General features: G+C 72.0%; 19 protein-coding genes and 1 pseudogene. 14 read left to right on the forward strand and 6 right to left on the reverse strand.

Annotation, left to right across the window (positions count from 1 at the left end; all coding sequences use genetic code 11):
* Positions 1-114 precede the first annotated feature (114 nt).
* Both ACIOKD_RS17640 and ACIOKD_RS17645 read left to right on the forward strand, forming a co-directional pair.
* The gene (locus ACIOKD_RS17640) at positions 115-318 is read left to right on the forward strand and encodes a cold-shock protein (protein WP_402084410.1); all 204 of its coding nucleotides are present in this window, start codon (positions 115-117) and stop codon (positions 316-318) included.
* A gap of 216 nt (positions 319-534) precedes the next feature.
* Entirely contained in the window at positions 535-1,581 is a 1,047-nt protein-coding gene (locus ACIOKD_RS17645; protein WP_402084999.1) for a fatty acid desaturase family protein, read from the forward strand.
* Position 1,582: 1 nt separating this feature from the next.
* Here ACIOKD_RS17645 and ACIOKD_RS17650 read toward each other — a convergent pair whose 3' ends face one another.
* From ACIOKD_RS17650 to ACIOKD_RS17660, 3 genes are all read right to left on the reverse strand, one after another.
* Complete coding sequence (locus ACIOKD_RS17650; RefSeq protein ID WP_402084413.1) at positions 1,583-2,254, reverse strand: response regulator; 672 nt, start codon at positions 2,252-2,254, stop codon at positions 1,583-1,585.
* Entirely contained in the window at positions 2,223-3,605 is a 1,383-nt protein-coding gene (locus tag ACIOKD_RS17655) for a sensor histidine kinase (RefSeq protein ID WP_402084416.1), read from the reverse strand. Before ACIOKD_RS17655 ends, ACIOKD_RS17650 begins: the two co-directional genes overlap by 32 nt.
* 139 nt (positions 3,606-3,744) lie before the next feature.
* Positions 3,745-4,323: a TetR/AcrR family transcriptional regulator gene (locus tag ACIOKD_RS17660; protein WP_402084419.1), complete on the reverse strand. Its 579-nt coding sequence runs from the start codon at positions 4,321-4,323 to the stop codon at positions 3,745-3,747.
* A 354-nt stretch (positions 4,324-4,677) separates the two neighbouring features.
* Here ACIOKD_RS17660 and ACIOKD_RS17665 point away from each other — a divergent pair, with 354 nt between their 5' ends.
* Positions 4,678-6,165, forward strand: a complete 1,488-nt coding sequence (locus ACIOKD_RS17665) for an MFS transporter (RefSeq protein ID WP_402084422.1) — start codon at positions 4,678-4,680, stop codon at positions 6,163-6,165.
* Positions 6,166-6,167: 2 nt separating this feature from the next.
* On the opposite strand, the gene ACIOKD_RS17670 is transcribed toward ACIOKD_RS17665, so the two are convergent.
* Complete coding sequence (locus ACIOKD_RS17670; RefSeq protein WP_402084425.1) at positions 6,168-7,079, reverse strand: helix-turn-helix domain-containing protein; 912 nt, start codon at positions 7,077-7,079, stop codon at positions 6,168-6,170.
* A 136-nt stretch (positions 7,080-7,215) separates the two neighbouring features.
* Here ACIOKD_RS17670 and ACIOKD_RS17675 point away from each other — a divergent pair, with 136 nt between their 5' ends.
* Positions 7,216-8,088, forward strand: coding sequence for an oxidoreductase (locus tag ACIOKD_RS17675; protein ID WP_402084428.1), 873 nt, complete (start codon positions 7,216-7,218; stop codon positions 8,086-8,088).
* A gap of 163 nt (positions 8,089-8,251) precedes the next feature.
* Here the strand turns inward: ACIOKD_RS17675 and ACIOKD_RS17680 are convergent, their stop codons facing one another.
* Positions 8,252-9,034, reverse strand: a complete 783-nt coding sequence (locus tag ACIOKD_RS17680) for a CDP-alcohol phosphatidyltransferase family protein (protein WP_402084431.1) — start codon at positions 9,032-9,034, stop codon at positions 8,252-8,254.
* Positions 9,035-9,178: 144 nt separating this feature from the next.
* Here ACIOKD_RS17680 and ACIOKD_RS17685 point away from each other — a divergent pair, with 144 nt between their 5' ends.
* The 5 genes and pseudogenes from ACIOKD_RS17685 to ACIOKD_RS17705 form a co-directional block, all read left to right on the forward strand.
* Positions 9,179-10,171, forward strand: coding sequence for a zinc-binding alcohol dehydrogenase (locus ACIOKD_RS17685; protein ID WP_402084433.1), 993 nt, complete (start codon positions 9,179-9,181; stop codon positions 10,169-10,171).
* Positions 10,172-10,386: 215 nt separating this feature from the next.
* On the forward strand, positions 10,387-10,785 hold the full coding sequence (locus ACIOKD_RS17690; RefSeq protein ID WP_055513514.1) for a 6-carboxytetrahydropterin synthase: 399 nt from the start codon (positions 10,387-10,389) through the stop codon (positions 10,783-10,785).
* Between the two features lie 23 nt (positions 10,786-10,808).
* Entirely contained in the window at positions 10,809-11,909 is a 1,101-nt protein-coding gene (locus ACIOKD_RS17695; protein WP_402085001.1) for a glycosyltransferase family 4 protein, read from the forward strand.
* On the forward strand, positions 11,906-12,874 hold the full coding sequence (locus tag ACIOKD_RS17700; protein WP_402084436.1) for a class I SAM-dependent methyltransferase: 969 nt from the start codon (positions 11,906-11,908) through the stop codon (positions 12,872-12,874). Before ACIOKD_RS17695 ends, ACIOKD_RS17700 begins: the two co-directional genes overlap by 4 nt.
* Positions 12,874-13,878, forward strand: a pseudogene (locus ACIOKD_RS17705) (lysylphosphatidylglycerol synthase transmembrane domain-containing protein); the annotation flags it as partial. The gene ACIOKD_RS17700 and the pseudogene ACIOKD_RS17705, both read left to right, overlap by 1 nt.
* A gap of 221 nt (positions 13,879-14,099) precedes the next feature.
* On the opposite strand, the gene ACIOKD_RS17710 reads toward ACIOKD_RS17705, so the two are convergent.
* Positions 14,100-14,918, reverse strand: a complete 819-nt coding sequence (locus ACIOKD_RS17710; RefSeq protein WP_402084438.1) for a creatininase family protein — start codon at positions 14,916-14,918, stop codon at positions 14,100-14,102.
* A 39-nt stretch (positions 14,919-14,957) separates the two neighbouring features.
* On the opposite strand from ACIOKD_RS17710, the gene ribA reads away from it, so the two are divergent.
* From ribA to tgmA, 5 genes are all read left to right on the forward strand, one after another.
* Positions 14,958-15,626, forward strand: a complete 669-nt coding sequence (ribA, locus tag ACIOKD_RS17715) for a GTP cyclohydrolase II (protein WP_402084441.1) — start codon at positions 14,958-14,960, stop codon at positions 15,624-15,626.
* A gap of 202 nt (positions 15,627-15,828) precedes the next feature.
* Positions 15,829-16,974, forward strand: coding sequence for an NAD(P)/FAD-dependent oxidoreductase (locus tag ACIOKD_RS17720; protein ID WP_402085004.1), 1,146 nt, complete (start codon positions 15,829-15,831; stop codon positions 16,972-16,974).
* A complete protein-coding gene (locus ACIOKD_RS17725) occupies positions 16,971-18,041 on the forward strand; it encodes a saccharopine dehydrogenase (protein ID WP_402084443.1) in 1,071 nt (356 codons plus the stop codon). The genes ACIOKD_RS17720 and ACIOKD_RS17725 overlap by 4 nt, the downstream gene beginning before the upstream one ends.
* The gene (locus ACIOKD_RS17730; RefSeq protein ID WP_402084446.1) at positions 18,034-19,209 is read left to right on the forward strand and encodes a saccharopine dehydrogenase family protein; all 1,176 of its coding nucleotides are present in this window, start codon (positions 18,034-18,036) and stop codon (positions 19,207-19,209) included. The genes ACIOKD_RS17725 and ACIOKD_RS17730 overlap by 8 nt, the downstream gene beginning before the upstream one ends.
* A 742-nt stretch (positions 19,210-19,951) precedes the next feature.
* Positions 19,952-20,143, forward strand: a complete 192-nt coding sequence (tgmA, locus tag ACIOKD_RS17735) for a putative ATP-grasp-modified RiPP (RefSeq protein WP_055514111.1) — start codon at positions 19,952-19,954, stop codon at positions 20,141-20,143.
* Positions 20,144-20,155 lie beyond the last annotated feature (12 nt).

Genomic DNA, 20,155 nt, shown 5'->3' on the forward strand with positions numbered 1-20,155 from the left:
GGTTGTGGTTGAAGTTTGCGAACGTGGAGGCGCCCGCGGAGTTCTGACAGCGGGCGCTCTGTCGTTTTCGCGCTCTCCGCTCAGCTCGTCATCTCGATTCGAAGGAGACATCACATGGCTCTTGGAACAGTGAAGTGGTTCAACGCGGAGAAGGGCTTCGGCTTCATAGCCCCCGATGAGGGCGGCGACGACATCTTCGTGCACCACTCGGCCATCGACACCGAGGGGTTCCGCTCCCTGGAGGAGAACCAGAAGGTGGAGTTCACGGCCAGCCAGGGACCCAAGGGGATGCAGGCGGACCAGGTGCGCGCGCTCTGAGGAGCCCCCGTCCTGAGCCTTCTGACCTTCTGACCCGAGGCAGGCCCTTTCCGAGGCAGACCCGTACGCGGGCCTGCCTCGGGCTGCTTCCGGCGCCCGGCCGACGAGCCCTGGGTGCCCTGCCGCGCGCAGCAGGCCCGCCCGCACCCCGAGAGGAAACACGTGAGCACCACCGACACCATCGACCGGGGCACCGACCCGGCCGATCCCGCCCGGATGACCAAACCTCCGCCCGCCCGCCGCGGCAGCGACTACGCCGCGCTCTCCCGCGAGGTCAGGCAGAGCGGGCTGCTGAATCGGCGCCCGGTCTACTACGCGGTCAAGGTCGGGGCGAACCTGCTCCTGCTGGCCGCCGGATGGACCGCCTTCGCGCTGATCGGACAGTCGTGGTGGCAGCTGGCGACCGCCGCGTTCCTCGCGGTGATGTTCACCCAGACCGCGTTCATCGGGCACGACGCCGGCCACCACCAGATCGCCGCCTCCAAGCGGGTCAACAACGTGCTCGGCCGCGTCCACGCCGACCTGCTGGTCGGCCTCAGCTACGGCTGGTGGATCAACAAGCACACCCGGCACCACTCCCACCCCAACCACGTCGACCGCGACCCCGACATAGCCGACGGCGCGATCGCCTTCACCGAGGACCAGGCCCGCGTCCGCAGCGGCGCGTACGCCTGGCTGGGCCGTCACCAGGCCTGGCTGTTCTTCCCCATGCTGCTGCTTGAGGGACTGGCCCTGAAGGTCGCCGGCGTACAGGCCACCTTCGAGCGCGGCAACGCGCGCACCGGGCGCGCGACCAGGCTCGCCGAGGCGGCCATGCTGATGACGCACATCGCCGGCTATCTCGCCGCTCTGTTCCTGGTCCTGACCCCCCTCCAGGCCGTGGCCTTCATCGCGGTGCACCAGGGACTGTTCGGGCTGTACATGGGGTGCTCGTTCGCCCCCAACCACAAGGGCATGGCCCTGTTCGGCAAGGACGACAAGATCGACTTCCTGCGCCGGCAGGTACTGACGTCACGCAACATCCGCGGCCACCGGCTCACCGACCTGGCGCTCGGCGGACTGAACTACCAGATAGAGCACCACCTGTTCCCGTCCATGCCGCGGCCCAGCCTGCGCCGCGCCCAGGAACTCGTCCGCGCCTTCTGCGCCCGGCACGGCGTCGCGTACCACGAGACGAGCCTCCTCGACTCGTACGCCCAGGTGCTGAGGCATCTGCACACCGTCGGCGGCCCGCTGCGCCTGCGGCCGGAACTGGAGTACTGACTCACCGAGGGCCGCGCGGTACCACCAGCCCGCAGTCGTACGCCAGGATGACGGCCTGCACCCTGTCGCGGAGCCCGTACTTCTCCAGGATGTGCGCGATGTGCGTCTTGACCGTCGTCTCTCCCACGCCCAGTTCCAGCGCGATCTCCGCGTTGGACAGTCCACGGGTCAGGGCCCGCAGGACGTCGAGCTCACGGCTGGTGAGCGCGCCGAGGCGGGACGGTACGTCCGGGGACGCGGGCGCGCCGAGATGGGCGAAGCGGTCGAGCAGCCGGTGGGTGACCCGGGGCGAGAGCACGGCGTCACCGGCGGCGACGGTACGGATGGCGCCGACGAGCGAGTCGGCCGGTCCGTCCTTGACGAGGAAGGCGCTGGCCCCGGCGCGCAGGGCGTCCACCACGTGCGCGTCCAGGTCGAAGGTGGTCAGGATGACGATGCGGCTCGGCGACCCCGTCTCCGCGATACGGCGCGTGGCCTCGACGCCGTCCATGTTCGGCATCCGGATGTCCATCAGGACGATGTCCGGGCGCAGGGACCGGGCGCTCTCGACGGCGGCTACGCCGTCCGCCGCCTCGCCGACGACCGTGATGTCCGGCTCGGCTTCCAGGATGAGCCGGAATCCCGTCCGGATCATGGGCTGGTCATCGACCAGCAGGACGCGGATGGCTTGCATGCGGGGGGTGCCCTTCGTAGTGCCCTGCGATGTCGAATGAGGGATCGTCCGGTGCCGGTGCCGGTGCAGGTGCTTGTGCTTGTGCTTGTGCTTGTTCGTGTGACGGTGTCGACGCCGGCAGCGGTACGACCGCGTGTACGCAGTAGCCGCCGCCCGGGCGCGCGCCGGTGTGCAGGGAACCGCCCACGGCACCGATGCGTTCCCGCATGCCGAGCAGTCCGTGACCGGGCCCGTCGGGCAGGTCGGCCGGGCGCGGCGCCGCCCCCACGCCCGGCCGGGGCCCGTCGTCGCAGAGCCGGACGGTGAGCCGCCGGTGCCTGCGTTCCCAGGCGACGGTCAGTTCGGCGTGGGTGTGGCCGGCGTGCTTGAGCGTGTTGGTGAGCCCTTCCTGCACGATCCGGTAGACGGTCAGGTGCGAGCCGGCCGGTAGTTCGGCGGGTGTCCCGGTCGTCGTGAAGTCCACGGTGAGGCCCGCCGCGCGCACCGCGTCCACCAGCGCGGGCAGGGCCTCCACGGTGGGCTGCGGCGGCTCCTTGCTCGGATCGGCGCCCGCCTCGTCCTCCGTACGCAGCACGTCGAGGAGTCTGCGCAGTTCGGTGACGGTCGCCCGGCCCGTCTCCTCGATGGTGCCGTGCAACTCGTGGGCCTTGTCGCCGTCGCGGTCCTGGACGCGGTCGGCTGCGATCGTCTGGACGACCATCAGGCTGACGTTGTGCGCGACGATGTCGTGCAGTTCGCGGGCGATCCGGGCCCGCTCCTCCATGACGGCGGCGCGCGCGTTGGCCTCATGGGCGCGGCCCAGCGCCGAGGCCCGTTCCAGTGCCTGGTCGCGGATGGCGGCGCGCGCCCGGGTCAGCCGGCCGAGTGCCCACGCCGCGACCAGCAGCACGCCGTCCGTCAGCAGGGTGGCGATGCGGTGCCCGTCCGGGGCGAGGACCGCCTCGGTGGCGGCTGCGGCCGGGATGACCACGGCCACGACCAGGGTGGCCGTCCCGGGCGCGCCCCGCAGGGCGGTCAGGAAGACCGCCGTGGCCACGCCCAGGTAGGAGGGCCCGATGGAGGTGCCCTGCGGACCCGACAGGTGCGGGATGTAGTGCCGTCCCTGGAGCGCGGTCACCGCGACCGTCATGACCAGCAGAACCGGCAGCGGGAAGCGCCGGTGGACGGCCAGCGGCAGTGCGGACAGCAGGGCGAGTACGACGAACAGGGCGTCCGGAGTGCGCAGTGCGGGCATGTCGGCCGGCATCGGCACGAGCGTGACGAACGCCCCCGCGGTGAAGAGCAGGGCCAGACCCGCGTCCGTGACGGCCGGGGGTACGCGCCGTCCGGCGAACGAGTCCATCAGGGTCATGGACCCCACGGTAGACGGACCGCCCGTGCCGTCCCTCTGGCCCTGGGAGGAACGGTTTTTGGCCGCCTCCTCCGTGAAGGCGTCCTCCGCAGGGAGGAGGACCCGCCGGGTCCCCCGCGGCGGACGGACTCTCGTCAGGTCAGTGGGAGACGCGTACGCCGTCCAGGGCGATGGACATGACCCGGTCGCGCTGGGTGTCGTCGTCGAAGGTCGTCGCGGTGATGCCCGCGACCATGCGCAGCAGGTCCCCGAACGTCATGTCCGTACGTGCCTCGCCGGCCCGCTGGGCCCGCTCGAACAGCGGGGTGGCGGCCGCGTACATCGACTCGCGGCAGGCGGCGAAGATCGCCGACTCGTCGTTCAGGGCCTCGCGCACGGCCCGCTTGGTCACCATGTAGCCGGCGAACCTCTCCAGCCAGGCCGTCAGCGCCTCCCACGGTTCGAGGTCCGCGACCTCCTGGGCGGCCTCGCACAGCGAGTTGACCTCGTCCGCGTACAGGCTCTCGAAGAGGTGTCTGCGGGTGGGGAAGTTGCGGTACAGCGTGCCGATGCCGACGCCCGCGCGACGCGCGATGTCCTCCAGGGAGGCCTCCGCGCCCTGCTCCGCGAAGGCCTCGCGGGCCGCGGTGAGCAGCGCGTCGTAGTTGCGCGCCGCGTCCTTCCGGTGGGGCCGCCGGGTCGCGACGATCTCGCTGACGGGGAACGACTGGGCGGTCACTGCTGCCTCCCGGGCGGGACGAGGTTGAAGCGGAGGTACCCCTCCGCTACAGTGGAGGGGTACCTCCACTTTAACAGTTCGGGGTGCGTCCACCGGGGACACGTGCGGCCGCACGCGCCGTCGGCACGACGTACCACCGTCTCCGTCCGGGCCAGGCGCCGAGCGCACCGCCCGCCCTCTGACACTCCCTGACATCTTCCGCGACCTTCCCCTGCTCCCGGCTGCCGCTTCCGGCCGCGCTCGAACAGGGGACCCGTCCAGCGACCACCGCCGCGTCCGCGCCGCTCCGGCATGCGCGGACGACGGGAACGTGACGACAGGACCCGGGCCGCAACCAGTTCGGAGAGGCTTTCCATGCCCCGCAAGTCCACCCGCCTCACCTTCGCGGTCCTCGCGACCGGTGCGGGCGTCTTCTCCATGCTGCAGTCGCTGATCGCGCCGGCCCTGCCGACCGTCCAGCACGCACTGCACACCTCGCAGTCCACCGCGACCTGGGTGATGACGGCCTACCTGCTGTCCGCCTCGGTCTTCACACCGATCCTCGGCCGGGTCGGCGACCTGATCGGCAAGAAGCGCACCCTCGTCGCCGTCCTGGTGACCGTGATGATCGGCTGTCTGATCGCCGCGCTCGCCCCGACCATCGGCGTACTGATCGTCGCCCGGGTCGTCCAGGGCATAGGCGGCGCGCTGTTCCCGCTGTCCTTCGGCATCATCCGCGACGAGTTCGCCCCGGCCCGGGTGAGCCCCAGCATCAGCAACCTGTCCGCGGTGATCGCCGCGGGCGGCGGTGTCGGCATGGTCGCGGCCGGTCCCATCGTGACCGCGCTCGACTACCGGTGGCTGTTCTGGCTGCCCGTCGGAGTCGTCGCGGTGACCGCGCTCATCGCCCTCCGCTACGTCCCCGAGTCGCCCGGGCGTGCCGAGGGCCGCGTGAACTGGCTCGGCGCGATCCTGCTGTCGGCCTGGCTGGTGGCGCTGCTCCTGCCGCTCAGCCAGGCGACCCGGTGGGGCTGGGGTTCGGTCAGGGTGATCGGGCTGTTCGCCGCCGCGGTCGTCCTCTTCGTCCTGTGGCTGCTCTCCGAGGCGCGCTCCCGCTCGCCGCTGATCGACCTGAAGGTCATGCGGCTGCCCGCCGTGTGGACCACGAACACCGCCGCGCTGCTGTTCGGCGCGGGCATGTACTCGATCTGGTCCTTCCTGCCGGCCTTCGTCCAGACGCCCCGCTCCGCCGGGTACGGATTCGGTGCGAGCGTGACCGCGTCCGGACTGCTCATGCTGCCGATGCTGGTCGCCATGTTCTTCTCGGGCATCCTGAGCGGCCGGCTGGAACCCGTGGTGGGAGCCAAGAAGCTGCTCACGACCGGCGCCGCGCTCGGTGCCGTCGCCTGCGGATTCCTCGCGCTGTGGCACGACGAGCAGTGGCAGGTGGCCTTCGTGGCAGGCGTGTTCGGGCTCGGCATCGGCCTGTCGTTCGCCTCGATGGCCAACCTGATCGTCGGCAGTGTCCCGCCCGAGCAGACCGGAGCCGCGACCGGGATGAACGCCAACATCCGCACCATCGGCGGGTCCATCGGCGCCGCGGTGACCAGCGTCCTGGTCACCGGCCACCTGCAGCCCTCGGGTCTGCCGGAGGCCTCCGGCTACACCCACGGGTTCACCCTGCTGGCGCTGCTGTGCCTGGCCGCGGCTCTGGCCGCGCTGCTCGTCCCGGTACAGCACGTACGCCGTATCGCCGGCGCGCCCCGCGCCACCGGCGGCCAGGAGCCGGACAACGACCAGGGCGTGGGCCCGGAGCCGGCGCGTACGAACCAGGAGACCATCGCCCCCGCCGTACGCAACTGACGTCAGTGGTCCTCGACGGCCCGGCGGCTCTCGGAGCCGGCCGGGTCCCGGTCCGCCTCGCCGGACGCCGTCAGACTCCCCAGGATGGCGAGGAGTTCGGCGTCCCGGCTGCCCGGTGCGGCCTGGAAGACCTTCAGGATCAGGCCGTCCGATCCGACGATGCCCAGCTTGCTGGCGTGCAGCTCGAAGTCGCCGACCTTCGGATGGCGCAGCCGCAGGAGACGCGACTGCTTGGGCCGCACATCGTGCCGGGCCCACAGATACCGGAAACGCTCACTGCGTACGGACAGCTCGCCCACGAGTTCCACCAGTCGGGGATCGTCGACGTCGGGCCCGACATTGGCCCGCAGCGCGGCGACCCCCGCCTCGGTCAGCTCGTCCCAGTCCCGGCGCAGCTCCCGTTCGCTCTCGTCGAGGAGGACGGCCCGCATGATGTTGCTGCCGGGGGCGTGGTTCGGGGACAGGGCCCTGGCCAGCGCGTTGGCGGCCAGCACGTCGGTGAACTTGTTCTCGACGTAGGCGGGGTTGTTCGGCCATGCCTGAAGGAGCTGGAGGATGTCGGGCGGCACGGCCTCGGGCTTGCGCGCGGCCCCGCGTCCGCGACCGGCGGCGGAACCCGTCCCGCGAGCCCGCGACGGCCGGGCCTGGGCCAGGCCGATCAGATGTTCCGTGGCACTGGCGTCCAGATTCAGGACGTCGGCCAGGGCTTCGAGGACCTGGAGCGACGGATTGCGGTCGCGGCCCTGCTCCAGGCGCAGGTAGTAGTCGGCGCTGATGCCGGAGAGCATCGCGACCTCCTCGCGGCGCAGGCCCGGGACGCGCCGCAGGCCGCCGCCGCGGATACCGGCGTCCTGTGGCCGGACCAGGGCGCGACGGGCGCGCAGGAACTCTCCGAGGACGTTCGTGCCGTTCATCTCTCCACCGTAGTTCCGTCCCGGCGCGGGTGACTGTCCCCGCCACTCCCAGGAACAGCGGGGTACTGCCGTCCGCGTCCGGTCCCGCGCAGAGTCGAGGAGCAAGGAGTCGAGACATACAGCGAGAGGCATCACCATGACGGACGTGACCGGCACGCTCTCCGGCGGCACCCTCACCCTGGCCGACGACCTGACCCTCACCCGCATGGGGTACGGGGCCATGCAGCTGGCGGGCCCCAACGCGTTCGGGCCGCCCAGGGACCGGGACGAGGCCGTCGCGGTGCTGCGGGAGGCCGTCGAGCGGGGCATCACCCACATCGACACCAGTGACTTCTACGGACCCTTCGTGGTCAACGAGATCATCAAGGAGGCCCTGCACCCCTACCCCGACGACCTGCACATCGTGACCAAGGTCGGCGCCCGCCGCGGCGACGACGGCGCCTGGATCTTCGCGCGGGAACCCGAGGACCTCAAGGCCCAGGTCCGTCAGAACATCCAGCACCTCGGCGTGGAGGCGCTCGACGTGGTGAACCTGCGGATGGGCTCCGCCGTGGGCACGGACGAGGAGCCGCTGAGCGAGAAGTTCGGCGCGCTGGCCCAGCTGCGGGAGCAGGGGCTGATCCGGCATCTCGGCGTCAGCTCCGTCACCGCCGCGCAGCTGACCGAGGCGCAGGCCATCGCGCCGGTCGTCACCGTGCAGAACCTCTACAACCTGGCCAACCGCCAGGACGACGCCCTCGTCGAGCGGTGCGCGGCGGAGGGGATCGCGTTCGCGCCGTTCTTCCCGCTCGGCGGCTTCAGTCCACTGCAGTCGTCGATCCTGACGGAGGTCGCCGCGCGGCTGGACGCGTCGCCCCAGCAGGTGGCTCTGGCGTGGCTGTTGCGGCGCTCGCCGTCGATCGTCCTCATCCCGGGCACGTCGTCGCGGGCGCACCTGCGCGAGAACATCGCTGCCGCGGATCTCGTCCTGCCGGACGAGGAGATCGCCCAGCTGGACAAGATCGCTTAAGGGACTCCCACCTGCGCGGCGCGCCGAGCGGCGCCGGGCAACCCTCACCCCCTAAGGGGCGCGGGGAACTGCGCGCTCAGCCCCCACTGACCCGCAGTCGGCGTACGACGTCGGCTGCGGGTCGCATGTGGCTGGTCGCGCAGTTCCCCGCGCCCCTTAGGGGCTACGGCGCACCCACCGCCGCCGTCTCGCGGACGAGGTCCAGCTCGGCCAGGGCCACCCCGCGCCCGGCAGGGCCCCGCGTCCGCCGCAGCCATCCGATGTCCCGGCCGAACGACCAGGTCAGCAGGGCGAGCGCCAGGGCGACGACCCCGAACGTCAGGGCGTACGGGAGGATCCCCGAGCCCGCGAGGAGCAGCAGGACTCCCTGGAGCGCGGCCACGGTCTTGCGCGCGGTGCTCGGCGGGAGCGCGTTGTTCAGCCAGGGCAGGAACTTCGCGGCGGCCACGAAGGCGTACCGCATACCGCCGATGACGAGGGCCCACGGCCCCACCGTCGTGGCGACGTACACGCTGAGCACCAGGATGAGGAACGCGTCGACCTCCATGTCGAAGCGCGCGCCCAGCGCCGTGGAGGAACCGGTGCGACGGGCGACCTTGCCGTCGACCGCGTCGAGGATCAGGGCGACCGCGGTGAGCGCGACCAGGACCGTGACCGGCGGCGGGCTCTGGAAGGAGTCGGCGACCAGGGCGGTCACCCCGCCGACCAGGGTCGCCCGGCCGAGCGTCACGCGGTTGGCGGCTCCGAAGGAGCGGGGCCGCGTGCGGTGCAGGGCGCGTGAGAGCACCGCCCAGGTCGCGGTGCCGAACGCCAGCCCGGTGAGCCAGCCCGCGGGGCCCAGGCCGATCGCCGTGCCGAGCACGGTCAACAGCAGTAGCTGTACGCCCGCTCCCACGGCCGTCTCCTGCTGCAAGAGCCTCGCGTCATACGTGTTGTTCAGGGCCACCGCACATCCTCCGGCCAGGTGACAGAGTCGATCATTGCCGCGTACCTTGTGCGCGGCTTCGCAAAGGTCGGTACGTGGCTCGCCGCCCGATCGTTCAGCCCGTTCACTCAGCCGATTCACATGAATCACTCAGGAGGATGCCGAATGGACCGCTCCGCCCGCGCCTTCTGGCTCAGCTCTCCCGGCCGTGGCGAACTCCGAGACACCCATCTGCCCGAACCCGCCGAGGGTGAGGTCGTGGTGCGCACACTCTTCTCGGGAGTGAGCCGTGGCACGGAGACGCTGGTCTTCCGCGGAGGGGTCCCGGAGAGCCAGTACGCCGCCATGCGGGCGCCCTTCCAGGAGGGCGACTTCCCCGGGCCCGTCAAGTACGGCTACCTGAACGTCGGAACCGTGGAGGAGGGGCCCGCCGAACTGCTCGGACGGACCGTCTTCTGCCTCTATCCGCACCAGAGCCGGTACGTCGTCCCCGCGAGCGCCGTCACGCCCGTGCCCGAGAACGTGCCCGCCTCACGCGCCGTGCTGGCCGGCACAGTGGAGACGGCCGTCAACGCCCTCTGGGACGCGGCGCCCCTGATCGGCGACCGGATCTCCGTGGTCGGCGCGGGCATGGTCGGCGCGAGCGTCGCCGCGCTGCTCGCCCGGTATCCCGCCGCCCGCGTCCAGTTGGTCGACGCCGACCCGGCGCGCGCGGACATCGCGCGGGCGCTGGGCATCGAGTTCGCGCTCCCCGCGGACGCCGCCGGGGACCGCGACCTCGTGGTCCACGCGAGCGCCACCGAGGCCGGGCTCTCCCGCGCCCTCGAACTCCTCGCCCCGGAGGGTACGGTCCTCGAACTGAGCTGGTATGGCGACCGGAAGGTCACCCTGCCGCTCGGCGAGGCGTTCCACTCCCGCCGCCTCACCGTCCGCAGCAGCCAGGTCGGGTCCGTCTCACCCGCCAGAAGCTCCCGCCGCACCTACGCCGACCGGCTCGCGCTCTCCCTCGAACTCCTCGCCGACCCCGCGTTCGACACCCTGATCACGGGCGAGTGCGCCTTCGAGGACCTGCCCGCGGCGATGGCCGGGCTCGCCACGGGCGAGACGACCGCGATGTGCCACCTTGTGCGGTACGACGCCGACACGGCCAGGAACTGACAGACCCGGGCTGAAGCAGCCACGTCCGCACACCGAGTAGTCAAAACCCCACGCCGGTAATCAAGTTCGTACCACGCGCCCCGCTGGCACCCCTGTCTCGGTGAACGCGTCCGAAACTCCGACCCGAACCCTGTGAACACGGAGAACGGACCGGCCGTACTACACGACACGCCCCGGCAGAGGGGTCAGACGCACCGCACCTGGAGGGTCGTCCGTTGTTCAGCATCACCGTCCGCGATCACCTGATGATCGCCCACAGCTTCCGCGGAGAGGTCTTCGGACCCGCGCAGCGACTGCACGGAGCGACGTTCCTTGTGGACGCCACGTTCCGCCGCGCCGAGCTGGACGACGACAACATCGTCGTCGACATCGGACTGGCCACCAGGGAACTCGGGGAGGTGGTGGCCGAGATGAACTACCGGAACCTCGACAACGAGCCGGTGTTCGCCGACACCAACACCTCCACGGAGTTCCTGGCGAAGGTCGTCGCCGACCGCCTCGCCGAGCGAGTGGAAAAGGGAGCACTGGGCGAAGGAGCCCGCGGACTGGCCGGCATCACGGTCACCCTGCACGAGTCGCACATCGCCTGGGCGAGTTACGAGCGTGCCCTGTGAGCTCATACGCCGACATCATCCCCATGTCCCTGCGCGCCATGCACTTCGTGATGCCCGGCGGAGTCAACGACTCGACCATGCCGAGCGGCGGCAACGTCTACGACGCCCGCGTCAGCCTCGACCTGCCCGGCTTCGGCTGGCAGGTGCACAAGCACGCCGTCGACGGAAGCTGGCCGCGGCCCGAGGCGCCCGCCCGTGACGAACTGGCCCGCATTCTCGCGGAGCTGGCCGACGGCACCGTCGTGCTGCTCGACGGGATCGTCGCCTGCGCGGTCCCCGAGATCATCGTCCCGGAGGCCGAGCGGCTGCGGCTGGTCGTCCTCGTACACCTGCCGCTCGGCGACGAGACCGGGCTCACGCCCGAGGTGGCCGCGGACCTGGACGCCCGGGAGCGCCACACCCTGCGTGCCGTGCCGGCCGTCGTGGCCACCAGCGAGTGGGCGGCCCGCAGGCTCGTCGCCCACCACGGACTGGCGCCCGACCGCGTCCATGTGGCCACCCCGGGCGCCGACATCGCGCCCCTCGCCCCCGGCACCGACGGCGTCTCCCGGCTCCTGTGCGTCGCCTCGGTCACCCCGCGCAAGGGGCAGCACCGGCTCGTCGAGGCCCTCGCCTCCGTCACCGACCTGCCCTGGACCTGCGTCCTGGTCGGCGGCCTCGACCACGACCCCGAGTACGTGTCCGGGTTGCGGGCGCTGATCGACCAGCACGGTCTCGGTCACCGTCTGGAGCTCGCCGGACCCAGGTCCGGTGCCGCGCTCGACGCCAGCTACGCCTCCGCCGACCTGATGGTCCTCACGTCGTACGCAGAGACGTACGGCATGGCCGTCACCGAGGCGCTGGCCCGCGGGATTCCCGTACTCGCCACGGACGTCGGCGGGCTCCCCGAGGCGGTCGGGCGCGCGCCCGACGGCGGGGTGCCCGGTCTGCTCGTCCCGCCGGAGAACCCCGCGGCCCTCGCCGCGGAACTGCGCGGCTGGTTCGGCGAGGCCGACGTACGCCGGCGCCTCAAGGCCGCCGCGCGCGCCCGCCGGGCATCCCTGGGCGGCTGGGCCGCCACGGCCCGGAGTCTGTCGGGTGTCATGGGGCGACTGAAGAGCGAGGCAAGGAGGGGGGCGGCATGACCAGCACCAGTACGAGTACGAGTACGGGCGTCAGTACGAGCACGGCGCCGACGGAGGGCCCGGGGGCGGGGGAGCGCGGACAGGACACAGGAACGATTCGGCTGGGCGACCGCACCCGCGGCGAGGCCACCGACGACACCACCCGTTACGCCCCCGAGTGGCTGCAGCTGCGGGAGGGCGTCGACGCCTCGGCCCGGTCGGCCGAACTGCTCGATCCGCTGCGGATCCGGCTCGCGAACCTGCCCGGACGGGCGGGCGGGTTCGTCATCCACGACCTCGGCTGCGGCACCGGCTCCATGGGCCGCTGGCTCGCGCCCCGGCTCGACGGGCCCCAGCACTGGGTGCTGCACGACCGGGACCCGTATCTGCTGCACTTCGCGGCCGTCGGCTCGCCCCGTTCGGCCGCCGACGGCAGCCGGGTGACGGTGGAGACACAGCGCGGCGACGTCGGCCGGCTGACCGCCGACGCCCTGACCGGGGCCTCGCTGGTGACGGCCTCCGCACTCCTCGACGTCCTCAACGCCGACGAGATCGAGGCACTGGCCGCGGCCTGCGCCGGAGCCGGCTGCACCGCCCTCCTCACCCTCTCCGTGGCGGGCCGGGTCGAACTCACCCCGGCCGACCCGCTGGACGCCGAGATCGCCGACGCGTTCAACGACCACCAGCGGCGCGGGGGCCTCCTCGGCCCGGAGGCGATCAGCGCGGCCTGCGACGCCTTCTCCGGGCACGGGGCGACGGTACGGGTGCACCCCAGCGCCTGGCAGCTCGGCCGGGACGAGTCCGCGCTGACGGCGGAGTGGTTGCGCGGCTGGGTCGGCGCGGCCGTCGAGCAGCGCCCCGAACTGGCCGCCCCGGCAGAGACGTATCTGCGTGAGCGTCTCGCGGCCTGCGAGGCGGGAGAGCTGACCGTGGTCGTCCACCACAGCGATCTGCTCGCGCTGGCCCGACCGGCCGGGGGATCGTGATGAGCGCGGGAACCGTGGCGCGGGAGGACCGGTCGGACCGGTCACCGGCCGCCCTGGACGCAGAGCTGTCGGCGGCGGCCCGCGACAGCGGCCCGGACGGGACGGCGGAGCGGACCCACGCCGACGCGGGCCCCGGCGAACCCGCCGTGCGTCCGCGCGGCGGCCGGCCGGGCGGCGCCCGCTCCGGCGTCCGGTTCCTGCGCACCCACTTCGGCACGATCGCCGGTGTCGTCATCCTCACGGTGCTGACCTGGCGCCTGGGCACGGGAGTCTTCCTGGACGGCCTGCGCCGCATCGACGGGCCCACACTCCTCGCGGCGCTCGGCATCGGCCTGCTCACCACGGTGTTCAGCGCCTGGCGCTGGTGCGTGGTGGCCCGGGGCCTGCGCCTCGAACTGCCGCTGGCCGCGGCGGTCGCGGACTACTACCGCGCACTGTTCCTCAACGCGGCACTCCCCGGCGGCGTACTCGGCGACGTGCACCGGGCGGTACGGCACGGACAGAGCGCCGGAGACGTCGGACGCGGAGTGCGCGCGGTCGTCCTCGAACGGGTCGCGGGACAGGCCGTCCTGGCCGCGGTCGGCGTGGCCGTCCTGCTCACCCAGCCCTCGCCCGTCCTGTCGGAGACCCGGCACCTCGTCGCGCTGCTGGCCGTCGTCTCGCTGTGCGGGGTCGTCACCGTGGGCGCCGTCCGCGGCAGGGGCAGGGCGCCGCGCACCTCCCGCCGCTACCGGGCCGTGCGGGGCGCGCTCACCGAGGCCCGCGGGGCACTGCTGGCCCGCGGGAGCTGGCCGGGCGTGGTGATCTCGTCCGTCGTGGTCCTCGCGGGACACGTCCTGATGTTCCTGCTCGCGGCCCGCGCGGCCGGATCGGCCGCGCCGGCCGCCGAGTTGGTGCCCCTGGCGCTGCTGGCCCTGATCGCCATGGGACTGCCGCTGAACGTCGGCGGCTGGGGACCCCGGGAGGGCGTCACCGCCTGGGCGTTCGGCGCCGCGGGCCTGGGCGCCACCCAGGGCCTGACCGTCGCCGTCGTCTACGGCGTCCTCAGCTTCGCCGCGAGCCTGCCCGGCGTCGCCGTCCTGGTGGGGCGTTGGTACGTGGGACTGCGCGGCCCGCGGGAGACCGTCGCGGCGGCCGGAACGGACCCGGACGCGCTGCCGCGGCCACGGGCAGAGCGGTCACCGGGAGAGCCGCTCCCGGTCCGCGCCGAAGGGAACGGGGACGCTCAGTGCGGATCGACGGCCGGCGGTACGGGCGATGCGACCGGCACGAGCGGTACGTCGGAGTCGGATGTCAGCAGGGAGAAGTACGCTCCGAAGGAGTCGGCGAGCGAGGCGAGAATGCCCTTCCCCTTCTCGGCGGACGCCCTCGAAGGGCGGCCTATGACACCGGACTTGGTATAGGCGGACATGCCGAGGGAGAGCAGATGCCGGCGGTCGTCGGCGACGAAGTCGGAGGTCTCGTAACCGGGCCTGAGATATCCGGGATCGGTGTGCAGCAGAATGGAGGTCTCGATTTCCCCCGCATGCATATCGGTGAGCAGCGAGGTCTCCACCCCTGCGGCCTCCCGCGCCGTTTCCCAGTCCTCGACCGCCGGGAACAGAGCCATTCGAGCACCGGCGGCGGAAGATTCCTGAACGACATTGCCCAGCACGTAATTTCCGCCATGACCATTGATCAGTACGAGTGTGTCCACGCCCGACCGACGCAGCGAATCGGCTATGTCCCGCACCATCGCATGGAGTGTCACGGAGGAAATGCTCACCGTTCCCGGCCAGGCCGCGTGTTCGTGGGAGCAGGAGATCGTCACCGGAGGAAGGAGATGAACGGGGAATGCTGCAGCGACCTCCCGGGCGATCGCACACGCTACGAGCGTGTCGGTCGACAGCGGAAGATACCGGCCGTGCTGCTCGAAGCTGCCGACGGGGAGCACGGCGACCTGCCGGGCGACACCGGCGCCTCGCGTACGCACATCCTCCGTGGTGTCCGTCGGCAATGGCCCTGACACCGTGAGCCGTATTTCCGAACCGTCCGTATTGACCATGTTCTCGCGACCTTTCGTCTCTGCTTAGGAACCAGAATCATGACAGAAATAGATGGCGTACTCGCCGGGAAATCCCAGTCCTCGGGTGTCGAGCGGGTCGTAACTTCCCCGCTGCCCACCGTGTACGGCGATTTCCAGGCCGTCGGCTACCTGGACCGCACTCGCGGAGACGAACAAGTGGCCCTGGTGCACGGTGACATCCGGGGTGCCCGGGGCGAGGGAGTACTCACCCGGCTGCACTCCGAATGCCTGACCGGTGACGCGTTCGGGTCCCGGCACTGCGAGTGCGGCCCGCAACTCACCACCGCGCTGCGGGAGATCGCCGCGGAGGGCCGCGGCGTCCTGATCTACCTCCGGGGGCACGAGGGCCGCGGCATCGGTCTGCTGGCCAAGCTCCAGGCGATGAAGCTCCAGTCGGAGGGCCTCGACACGGTCGAGGCGAACCTCGCGCTCGGACTGCCCGTGGACGCCCGCGACTACGGCGTGGGCGCGGACATCCTGCACGACCTCGGGGTCCGCTCGGTACGGCTGATGTCCAACAACCCGCGCAAGCGCGAAGCGCTGGTCCGCAACGGCATCCGGGTCGACGCACAGGTGCCCCTGCTGATCCCGCCCTGCGACGACAACATTACCTATCTGCGCACCAAGCGCGAGCGCCTGGACCACGACCTGCCGCACCTGGACGCGGTGGTGGGCCACCGGGTCTGACCCACCCGGTCGCCCTCCGGGACCGCCCGGCCGCCGCACCCGGTCCGTCCCCACCGAAGCCGCCCCGTGCGCCGCCGGTCCTCCGTGCGGCGCGCGGCGGCCGGCAGGACCGTTCGGACGCGCCGGATGTGGTGACCGGGCGCGGACGGGGGAAGGGATGGGGGATGACCTCAGACCTCAGGACGGGCCGCCCGTGACCGCCGTGCCGGGGCGTGCGGGAGTCGTCGTCATCGGCGGCGGGGTGATGGGGACCAGCATCGCCTGTCACCTGGCGCGGGCCGGCGTGCCCGACGTGGTGCTGGTCGAGCGGGACGAACTGGCCTCCGGGTCCACCGCGCGCGCCGCGGGAGGCGTCCGCGCGCAGTTCTCCGACGAGCTCAACATCCAGCTCGGCGCCCGCAGCCTGGAGGCGTTCGCCCGCTTCGAGGAGGAGACGGGCCACGACATCGGACTGCATCGCGTCGGCTACCTCTTCCTGCTGTCGACGCCCGAGGAGGTCGAGGCGTTCGAGGCCGGGGTCCGGCTGCAGAACGGCCTCGGGGTGCCCAGCCGTATGACCGACCTGGCCGAGGCGTGCCGGCTCGCACCGCTGATCACCACCGACGGACTGCTGGCCGCCGCCTTCTCCCCGGACGACGGCCACTGCACACCCGAGGCCGTGGTGCACGGATACGCGGCCACCGCCCGTCGCCACGGCGCGACGATCGTCCGGCACTGCGAGGTCACCGGCATCGACAGGCGCGGCGACGACATCACGGCCGTCGTCACCCGCCGGGGCCGGATCGCCACGGCCACCGTCGTCTGCGCGGCCGGTGCCTGGTCCCGGGCCGTCGGCGCGATGGCCGGCGTGGACCTGCCGGTGGAGCCGCTGCGCCGCCAGATCGCCGTCACCGAACCGGTCCCGGACCTCCCGCCGGACCTCCCCATGACCATCGACTTCACCAGCGGCCTGTACTTCCACACCGAGGGCCCCGGCCTCCTCGTCGGCATGTCCGACCCCGACGAGCGGCCCGGCTTCGCCACCGAGACGCACGACCGCTGGATCCCCCGCCTCTACGAGGCCATGGAGCGCCGCGCCCCCACCCTGCTCGACGTGCGCAGGACGGGCGGCTGGGCGGGTCTGTACGAGATCACCCCGGACCACAACGCACTGATCGGCGAGGCCGGCCAGGTCTCCCGCTTCCTCTACGCGACCGGGTTCTCCGGGCACGGCTTCCTCCAGGGACCCGCCGTCGGAGAGGTGGTCCGCGATCTGTACCTGGGGCACGATCCGTTCGTCGACATCACCCCGCTGCGTGCCGACCGGTTCGCCGCCGACGCCCCGAGACCGGAGGTCAACCTCGTATGACCGAGCTGCACCTGTGGCTGCGCCACGAGACCCGTACGACCGAGCGGCGCACCCCGGTCGTGCCGTCCGACGCCCGGCGGCTCGCCGGGGCCGGCGTGACCCTCACCGTCGAGGAGTCCCCGCAGCGGATCTTCCCCACCGAGGCGTACGAGGCGGCCGGCTGCCGTGTCGTCGAGGCGGGCTCCTGGACCGGGGCACCGGCGGACGCGGTGATCGTCGGCCTCAAGGAACTGCCGGACGGACCCGACGGGCCGGGGGAGTTGCGGCACCGGCACATCTTCTTCGGGCACGCGTACAAGGCACAGCCAGGCGCCGGGGCACTGCTGCGCCGCTTCGTCGCGGGCGGCGGAGGACTGTTCGACCTGGAGTACCTGGTGGACGAGGACGGACGCAGGCTCGCCGCCTTCGGCTACTGGGCGGGCTATGTGGGCGCCGCCCTCGCGGTCCTGCACCACCGGGGCGGGCTGACGGCTCCACTGCGGCCCATGTCGAAGAAGGAACTGGACGGCGGACTCCACCCGCCCCCCGGCGACGAACGGTTCGCCCCGCTGGTGATCGGGGCGCTGGGCCGCTCCGGACGCGGGGCACGGGCGGCGCTCGCCGAGGCGGGCCTCGAACCCACCTGCTGGGACCTCCCCGAGACCCGCGCCCTGGACCGGCCGGCTCTGCTGACGCACGAGTTGCTGGTCAACACCGTGCTCACCACGGGGCCGTCCACCCCCTTCCTCACCGAAAAGGACCTGGCCGAGCCGGACCGCCGCCTGCGCACGGTGTGCGACGTGACCTGCGACGTCGGCTCCCCGTACAACGTCCTGCCGGTCTACGACACCGTCACCGACTGGGCGGACCCCGTACGGCGTCTGCACGAACGACCCGCCCTCGATCTCATCGCCATCGACAACCTGCCGTCCCTGCTGCCCGCGGAGGCCAGTACGGACTTCTCGGCGGCGCTGACCCCCCTGCTCCTGGAGTTCGGGGTGGGCGGGGAGTGGGGCCGCTGTCTGGACCGGTTCACACAGGCGTGCCGGGAACTCGGCGCAGGGGATGAAGGGGTGGGCGATGTCTGAGGCCGTCGCACCCGGGGCCGCCCTCATGCCGTCCTCCGGGACCGTCCACTGGATCGGCGCGGGCCTGTCCACCGGCAGCGGGCTCGCCGCGCTCTGCGAGGCGGCCGACCGCGTACGGCTGTGGCACCGCACCGAGGAGCGGGCCGGGCGGGCCCTGGCGGCGCTCGGCCTCACCGGTCGCGCCGAGCCCCGCGCGTACACCCCGCGGGCCCTCGCCGCCGAGCTGGCCCCCGGGGACGTGGTGGTCTCCATGCTGCCCGCCCCCGAACACGCGGGACTGCTCGCCGCGTGTGTGGAGGGCCGCGCCCACTTCGCCTGCTCCAGCTATGTCTCCGACGCCGTACTGGACCTGGTCCCGGCGGCCACGGCTGCCGGTGTCGTCGTCCTCACCGAGGCGGGCCTCGACCCCGGCATCGACCACCTCTTCGCGCACAGCCTCATCGCCCGCGCCCGTGCGGAGGTCGGCGCGGACACCGCGGCCGAGGTGAGCCTCACCTCGTACTGCGGAGGCGTCCCCGCCGTCCCGAACGACTTCAGATACCGCTTCAGCTGGGCCCCGGCCGGGGTCCTCAACGCCCTGCGCTCGCCCGCCCGTTACATCGAGTCCGGCGCCGAGACGACGGCCCCGCGCCCCTGGGAGGTCACCCGGCCGCATGCGGTGGACGGGGAGCCCTTCGAGGTCTATCCGAACCGCGACAGTGTCCCGTTCGTCGTGCAGTACGGGCTGCCGCCGGCCTGGAAGCCGCAGACGTTCGTCCGCGGCACCCTGCGGCTCGACGGCTGGCTCGACGCGTGGCAGCCGGTCTTCGCGGAACTCCGCGACGGCGACGACCGACGGATCGCCGAACTGTCCCGGGAACTGGCCGCCCGCCACCCGACCACCGACGCCGACCGCGACCGGGTGGTCCTCGCGGTGACCTTGGAGGTACGGGACGGCTCGGGACACTCGTGGTCGGGCCGCTATCTCCTGGACATGGAGGGGGACGCGCAGGAGAGCGCGATGGCGCGCTGCGTCTCGCGGACACTGGCGGTCGGCGTGCGGGCGATCCTGCGGGGCACCCTGCCGCCGGGCCTCAACCGTGCGGCGGAGACCCCGGAGCGCTCGGAGGGCTGGCTCACCGAACTGACGGGTGAGGGAGTCGACTTCACGCTCCGGGCCGGCGGCTGAGCCTCCTGGGAGAGCATTCCCCGCCGAGCGCACCCGGGCCCCGCACCGGGACCGCACACCGCCCTGGAGAGCGAGGGTCCTACGGCTGGAGCAGCGCGGGCGGCACGAACCTTCTGGGTCGACCCCCGCAAGGACCTGACCGTGCTCCCGGTCGCGCGGACCGTACGACGTGAGATGCGCGACACGTCGTGACGAGCCAGGGGAACGAGGTACCCGGTAAAAGAGCCGTGCAACTGGCCCGCGCCTGCCCCCGGTTGACGGTCTGAAAGCGGCGGAAAAGGGATGCCGGCAAGCGCTCGGCGACGAGGCGTGGAGATCGGGAAGCGCTACGGGAGCAGCTGTGCGGGGGATGTCCTCCGAAGGGGATTCACGGCCGCGGCCGGACCCGTACGGGGGGTCGTGGACCGGTGTGCCCAAGTACCACCGGCCCCGGGACACCACACCGGCGCGCGGGGCGCGCGGCGGAGGAGCGTGTGCGTCAGTGCGCTGAACTGCGGCTCCACCCCGGATCCGTAACGCTCGGACCTGCGTCTCCAGAGGTGAATGGCTGCCCTGTGCACGGACGATCGGCGCGGCTGGATCACGTCACGGACCGTACCCGTCCGATGACTACGCAGCGTGAGGCAACCATTCTCCAGTTCGATTCGTATATCTCCGTGGAAGCACTGTGGGCCCGCCAGGTAACGTGACGCCGGAGCGTCACGATCCGCTTGGCCGGATCCGCACCGAGCAAGGAGAACCGATGCGACCGTTCGCGCTCAACTACGCCCGTCCGGCCCAGCAGTTGGAGGTCAGCGTTCCGTACGCCTATGACTCCAGACTGCAATTGAATGTCCTCCCGGACGGACGGCTGGCCGCGCATGACTACGCCGTGTTGCGGGAGTTGGGGTCCACGACTTCCACAGCGGGCTCCAAGACCCACTTCGACGACTGATTCCGGACCCCC

The sequence above is a fragment of the Streptomyces sp. NPDC087844 genome (genome assembly GCF_044742785.1).
In the GTDB taxonomy this organism is placed as follows: domain Bacteria; phylum Actinomycetota; class Actinomycetes; order Streptomycetales; family Streptomycetaceae; genus Streptomyces.